Source organism: Acetitomaculum ruminis DSM 5522 (genome assembly GCF_900112085.1).
Classification (GTDB): Bacteria; Bacillota; Clostridia; order Lachnospirales; family Lachnospiraceae; genus Acetitomaculum; species Acetitomaculum ruminis.
This window is the reverse complement of the sequence record NZ_FOJY01000013.1, coordinates 13,227-30,421: the sequence shown is the minus strand read 5'-3', so window position 1 is coordinate 30,421 and position 17,195 is coordinate 13,227. Positions and strand designations below refer to the sequence as shown.

Genomic DNA, 17,195 nt, shown 5'->3' with positions numbered 1-17,195 from the left:
AAATGGAAAAAGAATATGAAACAGTCATAGGACTTGAAGTACATGTGGAATTAGCAACAAAAACAAAAATATTCTGCTCATGCTCAACTGAGTTTGGTGGAGCTCCAAATACCCATACCTGCCCTGTATGTACAGGAATGCCGGGTTCACTTCCGGTATTAAACAGGCAGGTGGTGGAATATGCCATAGCAGTGGGACTTGCCACCAATTGTGATATTACACAGTATTGTAAATTTGACAGAAAGAATTATTTTTATCCTGATAATCCACAAAACTATCAGATTTCTCAGTTATATCTTCCGATTTGCAGAAACGGACATGTGGAAATCGAAGTTAATGGAAGCAAGAAAAATGTTGGAATCCATGAGATACATATGGAAGAAGATGCAGGAAAATTAATTCATGATGAATGGGAAGATTGTACTTTAGTTGATTATAACCGTTCCGGTGTACCTCTTATAGAAATAGTATCAGAGCCGGATATGAGAAATGCCGAAGAAGTAATTGCATATCTTGAAAAACTTCGTACTACCATACAATATCTTGGAGCATCTGACTGTAAGCTTCAGGAAGGTTCAATGAGAGCAGATGTAAACCTTTCCGTAAGGGAAGTGGGCTCAGATAAATTCGGAACAAGAACCGAGATGAAAAATCTTAACTCCTTTAAGGCCATTGCCAGGGCGATAAAAGGCGAAAGAGAAAGACAGATTGAACTTATTGAAGAAGGTAAAAAAGTAGTTCAGGAAACCAGAAGATGGGATGATAATAAAGAATATTCATATGCTATGCGTTCCAAAGAGGATGCTCAGGATTATCGTTATTTCCCGGAGCCGGATCTGGTGCCGATTTTTATTGACAGCGACTGGTTAAAAAGAGTAAAGGCTGCCCAGCCGGAACTTAGGGAAGAAAAACTTCTTCGTTACGAAAAAGAATATGATATTCCAAGGGATGATGCTTTAATCATTACCGAATCCAGAAAAATGGCAGATATATTTGAAGAAACCACCAAGCTTTGCGGGGATGCAAAAAAGACAGCCAACTGGCTTATAGGAGAGACTATGCGTCTTGTAAAAGAAAATGAGATGGATGTGGCTGATATAAGCTTTTCACCGGAAAATCTTGCAAAGCTTATTAAAATAGTTTCAAAGGGTGAAATTAATAATATCGTTGCTAAAGAAGTATTTGAAGAAATATTTAAAAATGATATTGACCCGGAAAAATATGTGGAAGAAAAAGGACTTAAATCAGTAAATGATGAAGGCACCCTTAAAGAAGTAATTCAAAAGATTGTGGATGAAAATCCAAAATCCGTAGAAGATTATAAAAACGGTAAGAAAAAGGCAATAGGCTTCCTTGTGGGACAGACCATGAAGGCCATGAAAGGAAAAGCTGACCCGGCAGCCGTTAATAAGATTCTTGGAGAAATTTTGAACGCAGTGTAAGCAATCCCCCGCTTCAAAAGCGTAAGCTTTAAACGGAATGTCCGCTTTAATAATTAAATTTTAACCATAGCATTTGATAAAAGACTTAAAACCCCCTAAAAGCAAGGATTTTAAGCTCCTTTGTCAAATGCTATATATTTTGTTATAAACAAAATAATAAAATCTATATCTTTTTACTAAATAGTTAAAATATCAGAAATGTTGTAATGATTTCCTTAAAATGCTATAATATTTTAGTATGTAGAAAAAGCGGGGCTTTACAGTACGCTTAAGAATAAAATATACAGTTGTAATAGAAGAAAAAGGGGAGGATTCAGTTAATTACTAATCCATAATTACAATTTAATATTAAAAATCTATTACAGATATAATGGCAGAAAGGGTAGATAAATGAAGAACAATATGAAAAAATATTTACTATTATTTTTTAGTGTTATCTTTATGTTTTGTTTCAACACTAGTATTTCTTTAGCATCAAATGAATATGCTACGATTACGGGAGGTGGAGACATTAATGTGGGAGACTCCGTTAATGTTGCCATGAAATTTACCAATAATAACGGTATGAATGGAATGCAAGGTACCCTTACATATAATCCGGAAGTAGTGGAATTTGTTACGGCAGAGGGTTGTAGTGCTTCTGCAGATAATGGAACAGTTACATATTCCACAAACTACGATGGAGTAACCAAAAGTGCAGATGCTGTATTTACCTTTAAGGGAGTCGGTGGTGGAAGTACTGATATTTCTATGGATACCTGTGAGATTATAAATTCAGTAGGACCGGTTAACTGTGCCGGAGGTATAGTAAGTATTACAGTTGCCGGAGATGCAGCTAAGTCAAACGATGCAAACTTAAGTGAACTTTCCATTGCACAAGGAAATATTTCACCGGAATTTAATCCAGATGTTACAGACTATTCTTTAACAGTAGGCTCAGACCAGGATAAGCTTGATATTACCGCAAATCCTTCAAGTGATAAGGCAAGTGTGGGAATTAAAGGGGCTGATGCTTTAAATGATGGAGAAAACAAGGTAGTTGTAAGCGTTACCGCAGAAGATGGAAGTGTAAAAGAATACAATATTTCTGTTACCAAAGAAGCTTCCGGGGATTCTTCTGAAAATAAAAATAAGGATAATGGTGATAAAGACACAAAAGAAAACAAAGATGATACTAAGAAAAAAGCGGATATTGATTTAAAATCCATTATGGTGGGACAAACCGAATATGAGCTTAATGATAATATTCCTAAAAAAATAATACCGGCAGATTTTAAGGCATCTGTAGTTGATATAAGTGGAGAAACCGTTAACAGTCTTGCCTTTGAAAAAGGTGATATCACCCTGGTATATTTAAAAAACAAGCAGACTACAAAAAGCAGTCTTTTCGTATATGTTGAAAAGGAAAAGGCTTTTTATCCTTTCGTAAAAATTAAATATAAGGACACATATCTTATATTTACGGAAGTTTTTGATTTGTCAATTGTTCCGGATAATTACATAGCCACAACAGTAAAAATTGATAAAAAAACAATAAATGTTTATCAATACGGACAGACAGTTGAAACTTCCCAGGATGAAGATAAAAGTACATCTGCTTCAGCCATGGCTGGAATTTATCTTGTTGCCAATGCACAAGGGAAAGAAGAAGTCAGTGATTTTTATCTTCTTTATGCAATGAACAGTAATGGTGAAAGTGCCTGGTATCAATATGATGTTAAAGACCAGACCATTCAAAGATATAATGGTGATATTTATACTACTTCCGAAAATGCAAAGACAATGGAAGAAAAATATCAGGAACTTGAAAATAAATATAATGGTGATACCGGAATGCTTAGAATGATTGCCATTATACTTGGGATTGTGACAGCAGGACTTTTGGCAAGTGTATTTGTAATTACCAGAAGAGCTAAGAGACAAAATGATATGATGCCACTACCTTTTGACAGCAATAACAATAATAAAGATTTGGAATTTTTAAGGGATGCTGCTAAGCGTACAGCTAACGATGGCATTGAGAAAAAGCCTGCAAAAGAGGAAAAGCCAGACAGTAAAAATGTTAAACCTCAAAAAGTAAATTCTGAAACAAAGGATGATATTATTGGAAATCATATAGATGAAGTTGACAAGATTCCTGAGTTAAGCAGAACATCTAGACAAAAAAGAACTAACAACGGCAGTAAAAATGCCACTGCCAATAATAAAAACAATAAATCCAAAAAACAAAGCAGTAAAAATGTAAATAATACTGTTTCAGAGGAAGAAAAGAAGAAAGCAGAATTTGCTGCTAAAAAAGAAAGAGAAGCTATTATTGCCAAGGAAAATGCCAGAAAAGAGGCTATGAAGGCTGCCAAGGCTATTGAAGAAGGTGCAAAAGCTGCTAAAAAAGCCAGCAAAGCAGTAGAAAAACAAGTGGCTGTAGAACCGGATATTAGAGAGATATCTCTTGAGGGAAATACCAATGAGTCTACAAAAAATAATGCTCTTTATGATGCAGTTGCCTTGTCAAATCAAAACAAAGAAAAATCTGAAGCGGTAATAAAAAAGACAACTGTAGATATTAATGATGATGATATTGAATTTATTGATTTAGATTAAAATACTTTTGACTTATCAATACAACTGTTATAATATTGTTATAACAGTTGTATTTTTTGTACCTTTAATGCTGAATTTAAAGGCAGTTCGGGTAAAATTTCACATACTCCCACAGGTACAAAAAGCTCCGGCATATTCTTTTGCAGACAAAATGGAGAGTGATAGAATGCTTATAGAGATTGATTTCAACAGTGATGAAGCTTTGTATATTCAGCTTCGAAATCAGATAATTATCGGCATCGCCACTGACAGATACCGTGAGGGAGATTCACTTCCATCGGTAAGAAGCCTTGCCGACAATATTGGAATTAATATGCACACAGTAAATAAAGCTTATAATTGTCTTAAACAGGAGGGACTAATCAGTCTTGACAGAAGGAAGGGGGCAGTTATCTGCATAGACGTAGATAAAATCAGAGCTTTAAAAGAAATGAAAGAAGAACTTAAAATTCTATTGGCAAGAGGTCGATGTAAGAATATATCAGTTAATGAAATACACCAGCTAGTCGATGAGATTTATACTGAATATGAAAGAAAGGAGAAGCTTTAGGAATAGAAGAAACTGTTTTTAAAGTGAGAGTAATTATGCAAAGTAATTATACCGCAAAGGCTAAAAAAGTGTTGGATATAGCAGACAGAGTTTCCAAAAATTTAGGACATGGCTATATCGGAAGCGAGCATATTTTATTGGGACTTTTGAATGAAGGAACAGGTGCAGCTTCCAAACTTCTTTCTGATGCAGGAATTGAAGATAAAAAACTTATGGAGCTTTTAGAAGAATTTATAGTTCCGGGAAGCACTACAGTTTTAGAAAGGGACGGATATACCCCTATAGCAAAAGAGATACTTTCAGATGCCCAAAAAGAAGCAGAAAGGCTTAAATCTAAAGAAGTGGGAACAGAGCATTTGCTTATAGCCATTTTAAAGCAAAATGATTGTATCGCTTCAAGACTTTTGACCACAATGGGGATAAATATCAGAAAACTTCATTATGATACTTTAATAACCGTTGGAGAAAGTCCTGCCAAGCTTAAAATGGAATTTAACAATGACTCTTTAAATAAAGACAAGGCTTCAAATACTCCTTTTTTAGACCAGTATTCCAGAGATTTGACAAAACTGGCAAGAGAAGGCCAGCTTGATCCTGTAGTGGAAAGGGATGAAGAAATTTCAAGAGTTATTCAGATTCTTTCCCGTAGAATGAAAAATAATCCTGCTCTTATTGGAGAGCCGGGAGTTGGTAAAACAGCCATTGTAGAAGGTCTTTCTCAAAGAATTGCAGATAGAGCAGTTCCTGACAGTGTTTTAAATAAAAGAGTTGTGGGACTTGATCTTTCAGGAATGGTAGCAGGCTCAAAATATCGTGGTGAGTTTGAAGAAAGGATTAAAAAAGTAATCCGCGAGGTAAAAGAATCAGGAAATGTAATTTTATTTATTGATGAGCTTCATACTATTATTGGTGCCGGAGGTGCAGAAGGAGCTCTTGATGCTTCAAATATCCTTAAACCTGCTCTTTCAAGAGGAGAGATACAGGTTATCGGAGCTACAACCATTACCGAATACAGAAAATATATAGAAAAAGACATGGCTTTAGAAAGAAGATTTCAGCCGGTTACAATAGACGAACCTGATATAGAACAAAGTATTAAGATTCTTGAAGGTTTAAAAGACAGATACGAAACTCATCATAATGTAGTTTATACCAAAGAAGCTGTCAAAGGGGCAGTTGAACTTTCAAAAAGATATATCAGTGATAGATTTTTACCTGATAAGGCTATAGATGTCATTGATGAAGCAGGTTCAAAAAAGAAACTTTTAGAATATAAACTTCCTAAAAATCTTTTAGAGCTTAAAGCGCAATTAGATGAGCTTGAAGAAAAGAAAGACAAGGCTCTTACCAATGATGATGTAAAAGCGGCAGTTCAGATTAATAAAAAGCAAAATGAATTAAAGGAAAAATACGAAAAAGCCCTTCAAAAGTTTCATGAAAACAATAAAAAGAAGAATCCTAAAGTATCTCTTGAGGATGTAGCAGCAGTTGTTTCCAATTGGACTAAGATTCCGGTAAACAGGCTTACTGAAAATGAATCCGCAAGACTTCAAAAATTAGAAACAATTCTTCATAAAAGGGTAATTGGTCAGGATGAAGCCATAGTAGCAGTATCTAAAGCCGTAAGACGAGGCAGGGTAGGACTTAAAGACCCTGAAAGACCTATAGGTTCCTTCCTGTTTTTAGGACCTACAGGTGTGGGAAAAACAGAACTTTCAAAGGCCTTGGCAGAGACTATCTTTAATGATGAAAAAGCACTTATCAGGGTTGATATGTCAGAATATATGGAGAAGCATTCAGTTTCAAAGATTATTGGTTCACCTCCGGGATATGTGGGATATGACGAAGGAGGTCAGCTTTCTGAAAAAGTAAGGAGAAGACCTTATTGCGTTATTCTTTTTGATGAAATTGAAAAAGCTCATCCGGATGTATTTAATATTCTTTTACAGGTTTTAGATGACGGACATATCACTGATGCCCAGGGAAGAAAAGTGGATTTTAAAAATACCATTATAATCATGACCTCTAACGCAGGCGCATCTTCCATAGCAGATATTAAAAAGCTTGGTTTTATGTCAGCAGATGATGAAAAATCCGACTATGAGGACATGAAGAAAAATGTAATGATGGAAGTTAAGAGAATATTTAAACCGGAATTTATAAACAGAATTGATGATATTATTATATTCCATTCTCTTAATAAAGCAGAACTTAAGAAGATTGTTAATTTAGTTTTAAAGGCATTATGTGAAAGAGCCAAAGAGAAAATGGATATTAATCTTTCCATCAGAGACTCTGTTAAAGCCAATATTATTGAAAAAGGTTATGATAAACGATATGGTGCCAGACCTTTAAAAAGAGAGATTCAAAGACAGTTAGAAGATAAGCTGGCTGATGCAATTCTTTCGGGAGAGATTAAAGAAGGAGATACTGTAGTAGCAGGACTTAAAAACAAAGAAGTTGTTTTTGAGGTCAAAAATAAAGAGTAACAGTCGTTACAGTTTACTTATCTGTAGCCGATGTAAAATATATCTAGAAAATTATTATATTATTTTTTCGGGAGGATTAAAATGCCAGTAGTAGAAGAACTCATAAGAAAAGAGGAAGACGGAACATTAAGTTTTGGTAATTATTTATTAAATACCAAGGCAAAACTCGATAATTATGAATTTAAAGGAGACTTTTATAAGGTAAAAACCTACGAACAAATCACTAAACTAGAGTGCAATGGAACCTTCGTTTATGAGTCAGTTCCGGGGACAAGTGTAAACAATTTAAAGCTTACCGAAAGTGGTATGTGTTTTACAGTTGAAGGAAAGGAAGATGCCCAGATAACAATTGAACTTGATGAAGGGGTAGATTATAAAGTTTATTTAAATGATGAAGAAGCAGGAATCATGAAAACAAACCTGGGAGGAAAATTATCTGTCGGTGTTGAGTTTGTCAATGGTGAAGCTGTTAAAGTGAGAGTGGAAAAAGCATAATATGGCAAGAAAAAAAGAAAAAACAGTTTTCTTTTGCAAGGAGTGCGGGCACGAGTCTACAAAATGGTTGGGACAGTGCCCGGGCTGCGGCCAATGGAACACCTTTGTAGAAGAAGTTATTAAAAATGATACTAATCTGTCCGGAGAAATCTCTTCGGATTTACCAAAAACAAGACCAACAAAATTAAAAGATGTAAATTATGATGAATTTTCAAGAACCTCGACAAAAATGGAGGAATTAGACAGGGTTTTAGGGGGAGGAATAGTTAAAAATTCCCTTATTTTGCTGGGGGGAGACCCGGGAATTGGAAAATCCACCCTGCTTTTACAGGTATGCAAAAATCTGGCAAATCAGGATAAAAAAGTCCTTTATGTATCTGGGGAAGAATCCTTACAGCAGATAAAAATGAGGGCAGAAAGATTAGGAGATTTTTCAAAAGACATGTATCTGTATTGCGAAACGGATTTAAGTGATGTCAGTAGAGAAATAATTAATAATTCCCCTGATTTTGTGGTAATTGACTCAATTCAGACAATGTATAATGCAAATGTTACGGCTTCATTAGGAAGCGTTTCCCAAATCCGGGAATCTACAGGGATTTTAATGCGTCTTGCAAAAGAGGTAGGTACAACCATTGTAATAGTAGGTCATGTTACAAAAGAAGGAACAGTAGCGGGCCCTAGAGTGTTAGAGCACATGGTGGATACTGTATTATATTTTGAAGGTGACAGATACGCCTCTTACAGAGTTCTTAGAAGTGTAAAAAACAGATTTGGCTCTACAAATGAAGTGGGAGTATTTGAAATGAATGAGGACGGCTTAAGACAGGTGAATAATCCATCGGAATATATGTTAAGTGGTCGCCCTGAAAATGCCACAGGCTCTATAGCTTCATGTTCCATGGAGGGAAGTCGTCCCATACTTTTAGAAGTTCAGGCCCTCATTTGCGAAACCAGTTTTCAAATTCCCCAAAGAACTGCCAATGGTATAGATTTAAAAAGGGTAAATCTTTTAATGGCGGTTTTGGAAAAAAGAGCAAGGGTAAAAATGTCCTTTTGTGACGCATATGTAAATATCGCCGGAGGACTTAAAATAAAAGAACCGGCCATAGATTTAGGAATAGCTTTGGCAATGTATTCAAGCTTTAAGAACATTCCTATAGATGAAAAACTGGTGGCATTCGGGGAAATAGGCTTAAGTGGAGAAGTCCGTATGGTAAATATGGCAGAGCAAAGAGTATTAGAGGCAAAAAAACTGGGATTTGAAAAGGTAATACTTCCTGAAACTTCTGCAAATTCTCTAAAAAAGATATCCGGTATAAAAATTATTGGTGTAAAAGATGTATCAGAGGCTATTAAAGCCTTATAAAAAAAGCCGGTGCTTTAGAATAATTCTAAAGCATCAGCTTGTTTTTTTAGGTATATTTATTTTGCATTTGCAGGATTTACATAAAGTGCCCTGTATTCTTCCAGTTCAGGACTAATAGTTCCGCCCTCTTTGGTAATCTTTGCAAATAAAAGATTAATGCTATGGGCTTTTTTTGCCTGAAGAATATTAAGTCTTTCAAGATATTGTGAGAAGATTGGACTCTTTCCCATAACTGTCCTGTATTTTCTTGAAGGATAGCAATATGAAAACATAATTCTTCTTTCAACTTTATTTAAACGAGGTGAAGCATTTTTACACTCATTCTTAATCCAGATGGCATATTGGGATGTAAAAATCTCCTTAAGGCTATTTCTTGAACGCTGGATAAGAGTTTTGGTTTTTTCCTTGGCCTCAGAAGATAATTCATGATTTTTCTTGTAAAATTGAATATAATCAAAAAATTCTGCTGTAAGAGACTGACAGGATACATCATTCCAACGGGCACCTTCATTTCTACGACACATTTCCCAGCGAAATTCCCCGGTAAGCTTAAGCATTACATCCTCTAATTTTTCAACAAAGAGGATAGAAAGCATCATTCTTGCAGGAGTATCTCTGTAGCTTCCGGAAATTTCCTGCCACATTACACCTCGACCTCCGATATTTGGCATAAGAATAATATATGGTTTGATTTCTTTTTCATAATATAATGACTTAATAGATTCATCACCGGTATATAATATTTCTCTGTAATAAGCCATATAATCAACATCTGTAATATCTTCCAAAACGGAATTAATAGTGGATTCCTCCAGGTAAGCTGCATCAAAAGGCTTCATAAGGTTGTATTCTGCAAATATAGGAAAGAAAGTTGTAATTCTTCCAAAAGTGGTCTGATTACAGGTTTTAAACATATTATCGATTTCGAATATACATTTTGCCTTTGGATCTACTAAAAGCTCATTATATTCTGCTTCAGTAATATCCCCACTTCTTTTTTTGGTACGCAAATCTGCAACATATTCCGTATCAAAGGTATTTTTTGAAGGCTCTACTTCACCGTCATAAATTTTCTCCAGCCATTGATAGAAGGTAAGTACATTGCTGTTGTTATCAAAAATGGAATTTTGAGCACACTTAAATAATGTAATGGCATTTTCTCTGCCTGCGATATTTTCATCCATGTATCCAAAGAGGAAAAACATCTTTAGTAATACAGGAGTATTTAAAGTGGTAAGACTCTTAATTATGCAGGCTTTATAAATATCATTAAATTTATCTCCGATTCTTTTACGGACTATTCTTACATCATCATCTGTAGAGTTTTTGTTTGGAAAAGCAGAAAATTCCTGAAAATTCTTTTTGAAAGCATCAGTAACTTCACTGTCAAGTTCTGAGTATTCAAGTATCTGGTCAAGGGAACCTGCAAGATAATTCATGATTTCATCATCATCTTCCAGTATATTTTCATCAGGAATAAAGTTTTCCTCCACATTATCAAGAATATTGCCGGCCCTGATTTCAGATATGTTTTTTTCGTAAGCAGAAATTCTTTCTTTAAGTAAATCATCATCCACCAGATATGATTCCAAAAGAAGCTTCTTAAGGGCTTCATATTTTTCATCAATAGGCTTAAAGTTTCCGTTACTTTCATGTAGTTTTATTGATAAATCACAAATGGTATTAAAAAAGTCATCACCGGTTTCATTAATAAGAATATTTAAACATTTTTGATTATATTCCTTCATTTCCTTATTAATGGCATAAAGCTTTGAAAAATCCATTCCAAAATAATGAATAGTAGCTGTGCAGGTGGCAGGATTTGGATTTAACATGGCATACCTGGTTTCAGCAGGAAGCTTTGCAAGGCTGTTATAATGCTCCCTTAAATAAGCAGGAAAACTATCCGTAGGAGAGTAATGCCTTAAAGTATCTATGGCTCTGATATTTTTGGATGTAATGGAAAGTCTGTTACACAGATACTTGTATTCCTTATATTCCTTTGTAATATATTTAAAAAGGTCATCACAGCCTGTTTTTAAAATATTATATTTATTTAAATTTTGAATAAAAATATTCAGTGAAGAGTTGACTATGGTTTTGGTGAAGTTAGGTTTTACAGTCAAAAACTTATAAAGACTGTTCATTTCCACAAAATCCACCAGTAAAAGTTCTGTTTCTTCAACAGCTGTATAAGATGCCATATATTCTTTATGAAAAAGTTCACAGCCCTCTAATACATATCCGGCTGAAACAACCATTTTGAAATATCCATAATCTATTTGGACTCTTCCTTGTTTTACGATGCTGATTTGGGTTATGGCATCTGAAGGTGTGTATATTTGTTGTCGTTTTTTATAAACAACTGATTTCATTTGATCCCCTCCTGAGAAAAGTAATTATTTATTCTTTTGAATTTTTGAATATTCCCTGCTTCTTGCATAATAAAACATGTATTGCTGTAATATTCCGGCATAGCCATCATAGCGGGAAATGTCAAAATTATTATTATATTCATCTTCTAAAATTCTTTTAATCCAGACATCTATTGGGAATGCTTCGATTTTATGTAAGGAAAACAAGGCAATACAGTTTGCAATCTTTGTCCCAATCCCGTAAATTGAAGTCAGGAATTTAAAAGCATCATCATAATTTAAATTCTTTGCCTTATCAAGGTCAAATTCACCTGATGATACATTATTTGAAAGCTGATGTATATATTTATCCCTGTAGCCTAAACCGTGCTTTGAAAGTTCTTCTAAACTTGAAATAGCTAACTGTTTAGGGGTAGGAAAAGCATAAAATACCTCATCCTTATAATATATCGGACTACCAAATGAAGCAGACAAGGATTCAATTGCGGATTTAATTGCAGGAATTGATTTTCGCTGGGATATTATGAAAGAAATGGTTGTTTCCCATAATTCCTGACGAAGAATCCTGATACCATAGCCGTATTTTATTGCCTCCTGTAAAAAAATATCATTTTTATCCACACTGTTTTTGTATAGGGAATAATCCGTATCCAGATCGAAATAGTCCTTCCAGATGGTGTCAAAATCCTTCTTACTGCAATCAAAGGCAAATTCATCCTTTGAAAGAGCAGAAATCTTTAAACATTTTCCAAAAGCTATAAGAAAATATTCATTGTCTGAAATTTTATTCATGCGAAAACATTGACCACTGTCTGCGATTTGTTCAAGATTAAAATCATTTAGTTTAACTGTTACCATTTTGTCTCCTTTATAAAGTGTCGGAAAAAAAGTCATATCCCTATTATAATTATTTTGCATTAGTCATACTAGACCCAATTTTCAAAAAAATCAAAAACAAATGTTACAAAACGGCTATTTCATGAAAAAAATCAGCCCGAACAAAGAAATTATCTTTATCCGGGCTGATTTTTTTACAAATTTTTATTTTAAAATATTATTCCAGATAGAATTATCAATACCATTAGTAGCAGCAACTTCATATAACGGTGCTGTAGAATTGAATTTTGTAATGCTTTCTTTTACAGCTTCTACAACATCCTTTTCAACCAGATCAATCTTGTTAATGAGTATATTATCAGCAAAATCAAGCTGTCCCTCTATTAAATTGCTCATGGCATTTAACAGTCTTTTCCATCTTTTTGAATCACATATAACAATTATTTTGGAATCCTTTTTAAGAATGTCTTTGATTTTTTCTTTAATATCTCCCGGAAAAGCCACACCTGTTGCTTCTATTATGAGATATTCAGGATTCATGTTTTTTTCTATATTGTTAATTGCACTCATCAATTCCCCGGAAAGAGAACAGCATGCACAACCTGAAAAAAGATTTTCAACATTATAACCGTCATTTCTGATAAATTTATCATCAATACCGGTTTCGCCGATTTCATTTTCTATTATGGCAACTTTGGTTGATGAATCAGAAGTGGAATTGTCCACTATATAATGTGCAAGGCTCATAAGAACACTGGTTTTACCTGAACCTAAAAAACCCCCAAGAATCAGTATTTTCATTATTCTTTCTCCTTTTAATCATAAAATCAGAAATTTAAATATAAAGCTTAGTCCGCAGTCTTTTTTGTAATGTCATCAAGGATTTCTAAAAGTTTTTTCTTAAGCTTTTTTGCATCAACAGCAAAAACTATGGTAGCAATGCTTAATTTTACTTTTTTGGAATCATTGTTTTTCACACAGACACTACCCTCGGAATCTGTAATGGATAACATTGCCCCCGGTCCTACAATTTCCAGATAGGCTTTAATATGCCCTATAATACCTTCATTTTCTTCTACCCACAGCGCAAGTTTTTTCATACACTCAGATGTTTTTTTTGAGATTTCATCATAATCTTCCGGAATTTCACGCCCTCCTGATGCAACAATTGCTCCTTCATGAAAATGGATTTCAATTTCTTCGTCATGGTGATCGTGCTCATGATGATGGTCGTGCTCATGATGATGATCGTGTTCATGGCAATGCTCATGGTCATGATGGTGTTCATGTTCGTGATGACTCATTTTTAAGTACCCCCTTTTATCTTAAAAAATGTATGCAAAACATAAGACAACCTTTCACATAAAGCGAACAATGAATTAATGTTTTGTTTATAAAAATATTTTATTCTAATTGCAAATTACTTGCAACTAAATGCCTAAAAAAAGTCTAAATATGACGGGTAAAATTGGGGATAATAATGTTTTTTTTAGGGAAAGTATTTTCATTATAAATACTTTAGTAGGAAAATGGTTATTTTAAATGGTCAAATAATTAAACTTTATTTAAGATTGCTATTTATTTTATTTCGGGAAATGACGAAATATTTTATGAAAATAAAAAGAATTAAATTTCTATTAAAAATGAGTTATAATAAAAGAGAAACTTATTAATATCAGGATTTTTACAAAATAGGAGTGGTTATGATAGATTGATATTAAATGTATTGGAGGGTTAGCTATGGATTTTAACGAAAGAGTATTGCCGCCTGAATTAGATGTTCAAAAAGGTATTACTAATTGTAATGGAAGAGAGCAGTATATCCTCGTTTTGTCAGTATTTTGTGAAGACTATGAGGAAAAATCTTCAAATATCAAAAAATATAAAGCGGAAGGCAAATACCAGGAGTATGCTGTGCTTGTTCACGGCTTAAAAAGCGAAGCCAGGTCTATAGGTGCATATGAATTGGGGGAAAAAGCTTATGAACTGGAACTTGCAGGAAAGGCAAAGGACAAAGATGTAATAGAGGCAAAAACAGATGCTTTGTTAGAACATTACAGAAAGACAGTATTAAGTGTAAAAAGAGCTATAAATAATGAAGAAAAAACAGTTGTTATAGCAGGAAGAGATACTGATGTTATCCAGAATCTAAAGGATGTTATTGAGTCAGAATATAAGTGTGCTGCATCAAAAAGCCTTGTATGGGTAAAAAAATATGTGGCTAAAAAAGACGCAGATGCAGTGGTTATTACTGATGATACTCAGGATTTAAATGATGATATTTTACTTAAAATCAAGGGGGTAAAAGATATACCTATTGTCATTTATAAAACCGGAGAGGAAGGAACTGTAGTTACTAAAGCAGACAATACCGGAGATTCAGCGGATACAGTCTTAGAGGTATTAAACAGCCTGCTTTAAGGAGAGAAAAAGAAAAATGTTTGTAAAACCGGATAATACTTACAATGATATCAGATACCGTTCACTAAATAAATGGCTTGATGATATGGAAGAACATGAAGATATCGCAGTAAGATGTGGAGTTCCTCTTGCCAGGGACTATGTTAAATATCTAAAAGATGAAATAAAAAGACTTAATGAAGAAAACCAGTTGAAAAATACGCATATGAAAAAATTGATTGAAAAATACCGTACAAAGTAAAAAGATGGAAATTTTTTTCTTTACAAATTAATAAATTGTATTGTTTGATATTAAAAGTAAAGTCCCTCAGCCTGTTATATCAGCAGAGGGATTTTTCTTTTGGAATTGTTTGATTTTCTTTGTTAATTTACTAAAAAAATATCACAAAAAAACTTCATACTTATGGGAAGTTTTATACTTTAAGCACGAAGCTTTTTTGCAATCAGCCTGAAAAATAAAAAACAGTTGTTTAATCACGGCTAAAATTATTAATTAAAAATAAATTATCTGATGATTTCTGATTGAGTTACTATGGCATCAACTTTATAATCATGTTCTTCTGTTTCAAGATGAGGCAAAATCTGGAAGTCATAAGTCAAAGCTACCTTTAAAAACTCTGTTTCCTTGTGGGAATCCAGATATTTGTCATAGTATCCTCCACCATAACCGATTCTGTTAAAATTGCGGTCAAAGGCAAGACCTGGCATTATTATAAGAACTTTAGGGCTTCCCTTGGCTAAAGTTTCATCACTTGGAACCGGTTCAGGAATTCCCATATCGCTTTTTTTAAGACCATCAAAATTTGTTATATAAAAGAAGTCCATTACATCCCCTACAACTGTTGGAACTGCAACTTTTTTCCCTTTTTTCCAAGCATCCTCAATGATAAGATCTGTTATAACCTCCTGATTATAAGCAATATAAGGATAAATAACATCAGCTTCATTATAAAAGTCACTTTCAATCATGCGTTTAGCAATCTGAGTGCTGTAATCAACAACCTGTTGTCTGCTAAGTTCTTTCTTTTTGGCTTTAATTTGTTTTCTTATTTCTGTTTTATTTACCATCTTCTACCCTCCGTTTAAGTTAGAATTTTTCTAAAAATATTAAAAATATAATTCTATTTTAAGTATTTTATCACAAATTCAACTAAAAAACTGCACAAATCAGAAAAGGCTTAACGGGTGGACATACTTATTTTCTTGTGCTAAAATTCTCTTTATGAATACAGATTTTTTCTGACTTTAAAGCCAATTTTGGTTCATTTAAAAAGTGAAAATATCTGCTTTAAAAATATATGTACGGAAGGGTAATTGCATAGCAATTGGGATGAAAAAATGGATTACGAAGAAAGTTTAGATTATATTCACAGTATCGCCTGGACAGACTGCGAGCCGGGCTTGGAAAGGGAAAGTGAGTTATTGGAACTTATGGGTAATCCCCACAAGGAACTTAAATATATACATATTGCGGGAACTAACGGAAAAGGTTCAACAGCCGCAATGTTGGCTTCAATACTTACAAAAGCCGGATATAAAACAGGACTTTATACTTCGCCACACATTGTAAAGTTTAATGAGAGATTTAAAATAAACGGTGAAGATATTAGCGATGAAAAAGTTACTGAGCTTATTAATTATATGAAACCATTTGCTGAGGCCATGAAGGGACATCCTACAGAATTCGAACTGATTTCAGCACTGGGTTTTGAATATTTTAAAAGGGAAAAATGTGATATTGTCGTTTTGGAAGTAGGACTAGGAGGAAGACTGGATTCCACTAATGTAATTCCTTCACCGGTGGTGTCTGTTATAACGGCGATAGATTTGGATCATACACAGTTTTTGGGTGATACGGTTGAAAAAATAGCCAAAGAAAAGTCCGGGATAATAAAAAATGGCTGTAAATGTGTTATTTATAACCAAAAACCGTCAATTATTGAAGTAGTACGTGATGTATGTGACCAGAATAATGTAGAATTATTCATAAGTGAAGATGACGAAATTATTCCCAAAGATATTAACCTTAAGGGGCAGGTTTTTGATTATAAGGATTTAAAATCTTTAAAAATCGGACTTTCAGGAGTTTATCAGAGAAAAAATGCCGCATTGGTTTTAAAAATAGTAGAAGCTTTAAGAACCTGTTCTTACAATATCAGTGATGATGCAATAAGACAGGGACTTTTGGATACAAAATGGATAAGCAGATTTGAAGTTGTCAGTGAAAGTCCGGTATTTATACTTGATGGAGGTCATAATCCTCAAGGGGTAAATGCCACTATTGAAAGCCTGACCACCTTATTTGGAAATAAAAAAATCATTTTTCTGGTTGGGGTAATGGCTGATAAGGACTTTGAATCAATGATTTCCATGGTTATACCTCATGCAAGGGAGTTTATTGCAGTAGCGCCGGATTGCGAAAGCAGGGCTTTGAATGCCGATGCCCTGGCAAGACTTGTTACAAAAGAATCAAAAGTTGAGGTTCACAGATGCGTAGAATTGTCAGATGGGATTGAAATGGCTTTAAATCACGCAGGTAAGGATGGTGTTATCTGTGCCATAGGTTCTTTGTATCTTTCAGGGGATATTAAGAAGTATTTTTACAATAAAAAATAA

General features: G+C 34.0%; 14 protein-coding genes. 9 read left to right on the top strand and 5 right to left on the bottom strand.

Annotated elements, in window-relative coordinates; all coding sequences use genetic code 11:
• Positions 1-2 precede the first annotated feature (2 nt).
• The 6 genes from gatB (at position 3) to radA (ending at position 8,946) form a co-directional block, all read left to right on the top strand.
• Positions 3-1,442, top strand: a complete 1,440-nt coding sequence (gatB, locus tag BM153_RS09185) for an Asp-tRNA(Asn)/Glu-tRNA(Gln) amidotransferase subunit GatB (protein WP_092872987.1) — start codon at positions 3-5, stop codon at positions 1,440-1,442.
• Positions 1,443-1,844: 402 nt separating this feature from the next.
• Positions 1,845-4,043: a cadherin-like beta sandwich domain-containing protein gene (locus BM153_RS09180; protein WP_177205635.1), complete on the top strand. Its 2,199-nt coding sequence runs from the start codon at positions 1,845-1,847 to the stop codon at positions 4,041-4,043.
• Positions 4,044-4,209: 166 nt separating this feature from the next.
• On the top strand, positions 4,210-4,593 hold the full coding sequence (locus BM153_RS09175) for a GntR family transcriptional regulator (protein ID WP_092872983.1): 384 nt from the start codon (positions 4,210-4,212) through the stop codon (positions 4,591-4,593).
• A gap of 35 nt (positions 4,594-4,628) precedes the next feature.
• A complete protein-coding gene (locus BM153_RS09170; protein WP_092873104.1) occupies positions 4,629-7,082 on the top strand; it encodes an ATP-dependent Clp protease ATP-binding subunit in 2,454 nt (817 codons plus the stop codon).
• A gap of 81 nt (positions 7,083-7,163) precedes the next feature.
• Positions 7,164-7,577: an endosialidase gene (locus tag BM153_RS09165; RefSeq protein WP_092872981.1), complete on the top strand. Its 414-nt coding sequence runs from the start codon at positions 7,164-7,166 to the stop codon at positions 7,575-7,577.
• A 1-nt stretch (position 7,578) separates the two neighbouring features.
• The gene (radA, locus tag BM153_RS09160) at positions 7,579-8,946 is read left to right on the top strand and encodes a DNA repair protein RadA (protein WP_092872979.1); all 1,368 of its coding nucleotides are present in this window, start codon (positions 7,579-7,581) and stop codon (positions 8,944-8,946) included.
• A gap of 56 nt (positions 8,947-9,002) precedes the next feature.
• Here radA and BM153_RS09155 read toward each other — a convergent pair whose 3' ends face one another.
• The 4 genes from BM153_RS09155 to BM153_RS13730 all read right to left on the bottom strand — a co-directional run bounded on the left by BM153_RS09155 (position 9,003) and on the right by BM153_RS13730 (position 13,462).
• Positions 9,003-11,321: a cyclic nucleotide-binding domain-containing protein gene (locus tag BM153_RS09155; RefSeq protein ID WP_092872977.1), complete on the bottom strand. Its 2,319-nt coding sequence runs from the start codon at positions 11,319-11,321 to the stop codon at positions 9,003-9,005.
• A gap of 24 nt (positions 11,322-11,345) precedes the next feature.
• On the bottom strand, positions 11,346-12,179 hold the full coding sequence (locus BM153_RS09150; protein WP_092872975.1) for a DNA-3-methyladenine glycosylase family protein: 834 nt from the start codon (positions 12,177-12,179) through the stop codon (positions 11,346-11,348).
• Between the two features lie 183 nt (positions 12,180-12,362).
• Complete coding sequence (locus BM153_RS09145; protein WP_092872973.1) at positions 12,363-12,959, bottom strand: GTP-binding protein; 597 nt, start codon at positions 12,957-12,959, stop codon at positions 12,363-12,365.
• A 47-nt stretch (positions 12,960-13,006) separates the two neighbouring features.
• Complete coding sequence (locus BM153_RS13730; protein ID WP_092872971.1) at positions 13,007-13,462, bottom strand: hypothetical protein; 456 nt, start codon at positions 13,460-13,462, stop codon at positions 13,007-13,009.
• 436 nt (positions 13,463-13,898) lie between these two features.
• Here BM153_RS13730 and BM153_RS09135 point away from each other — a divergent pair, with 436 nt between their 5' ends.
• Both BM153_RS09135 and BM153_RS09130 read left to right on the top strand, forming a co-directional pair.
• On the top strand, positions 13,899-14,579 hold the full coding sequence (locus BM153_RS09135) for an Hpt domain-containing protein (protein WP_092872969.1): 681 nt from the start codon (positions 13,899-13,901) through the stop codon (positions 14,577-14,579).
• 16 nt (positions 14,580-14,595) lie between these two features.
• On the top strand, positions 14,596-14,820 hold the full coding sequence (locus tag BM153_RS09130) for a hypothetical protein (RefSeq protein ID WP_092872967.1): 225 nt from the start codon (positions 14,596-14,598) through the stop codon (positions 14,818-14,820).
• A gap of 263 nt (positions 14,821-15,083) precedes the next feature.
• On the opposite strand, the gene BM153_RS09125 is transcribed toward BM153_RS09130, so the two are convergent.
• Complete coding sequence (locus BM153_RS09125; RefSeq protein ID WP_092872965.1) at positions 15,084-15,647, bottom strand: 5-formyltetrahydrofolate cyclo-ligase; 564 nt, start codon at positions 15,645-15,647, stop codon at positions 15,084-15,086.
• 270 nt (positions 15,648-15,917) lie between these two features.
• On the opposite strand from BM153_RS09125, the gene BM153_RS09120 reads away from it, so the two are divergent.
• The gene (locus tag BM153_RS09120; protein ID WP_143088296.1) at positions 15,918-17,195 is read left to right on the top strand and encodes a bifunctional folylpolyglutamate synthase/dihydrofolate synthase; all 1,278 of its coding nucleotides are present in this window, start codon (positions 15,918-15,920) and stop codon (positions 17,193-17,195) included.

Excerpts from the sequence above, each read along its gene's own strand:
- gatB (WP_092872987.1), top strand. The coding sequence starts at position 3 with ATGGAAAAAGAATATGAAACAGTCATAGGACTTGAAGTACATGTGGAA.
- BM153_RS09180 (WP_177205635.1), top strand. The coding sequence starts at position 1,845 with ATGAAAAAATATTTACTATTATTTTTTAGTGTTATCTTTATGTTTTGT.
- BM153_RS09175 (WP_092872983.1), top strand. The coding sequence starts at position 4,210 with ATGCTTATAGAGATTGATTTCAACAGTGATGAAGCTTTGTATATTCAG.
- BM153_RS09170 (WP_092873104.1), top strand. The coding sequence starts at position 4,629 with ATGCAAAGTAATTATACCGCAAAGGCTAAAAAAGTGTTGGATATAGCA.
- BM153_RS09165 (WP_092872981.1), top strand. The coding sequence starts at position 7,164 with ATGCCAGTAGTAGAAGAACTCATAAGAAAAGAGGAAGACGGAACATTA.
- radA (WP_092872979.1), top strand. The coding sequence starts at position 7,579 with ATGGCAAGAAAAAAAGAAAAAACAGTTTTCTTTTGCAAGGAGTGCGGG.
- BM153_RS09155 (WP_092872977.1), bottom strand. The coding sequence starts at position 11,321 with ATGAAATCAGTTGTTTATAAAAAACGACAACAAATATACACACCTTCA.
- BM153_RS09150 (WP_092872975.1), bottom strand. The coding sequence starts at position 12,179 with ATGGTAACAGTTAAACTAAATGATTTTAATCTTGAACAAATCGCAGAC.
- BM153_RS09145 (WP_092872973.1), bottom strand. The coding sequence starts at position 12,959 with ATGAAAATACTGATTCTTGGGGGTTTTTTAGGTTCAGGTAAAACCAGT.
- BM153_RS13730 (WP_092872971.1), bottom strand. The coding sequence starts at position 13,462 with ATGAGTCATCACGAACATGAACACCATCATGACCATGAGCATTGCCAT.
- BM153_RS09135 (WP_092872969.1), top strand. The coding sequence starts at position 13,899 with ATGGATTTTAACGAAAGAGTATTGCCGCCTGAATTAGATGTTCAAAAA.
- BM153_RS09130 (WP_092872967.1), top strand. The coding sequence starts at position 14,596 with ATGTTTGTAAAACCGGATAATACTTACAATGATATCAGATACCGTTCA.
- BM153_RS09125 (WP_092872965.1), bottom strand. The coding sequence starts at position 15,647 with ATGGTAAATAAAACAGAAATAAGAAAACAAATTAAAGCCAAAAAGAAA.
- BM153_RS09120 (WP_143088296.1), top strand. The coding sequence starts at position 15,918 with ATGGATTACGAAGAAAGTTTAGATTATATTCACAGTATCGCCTGGACA.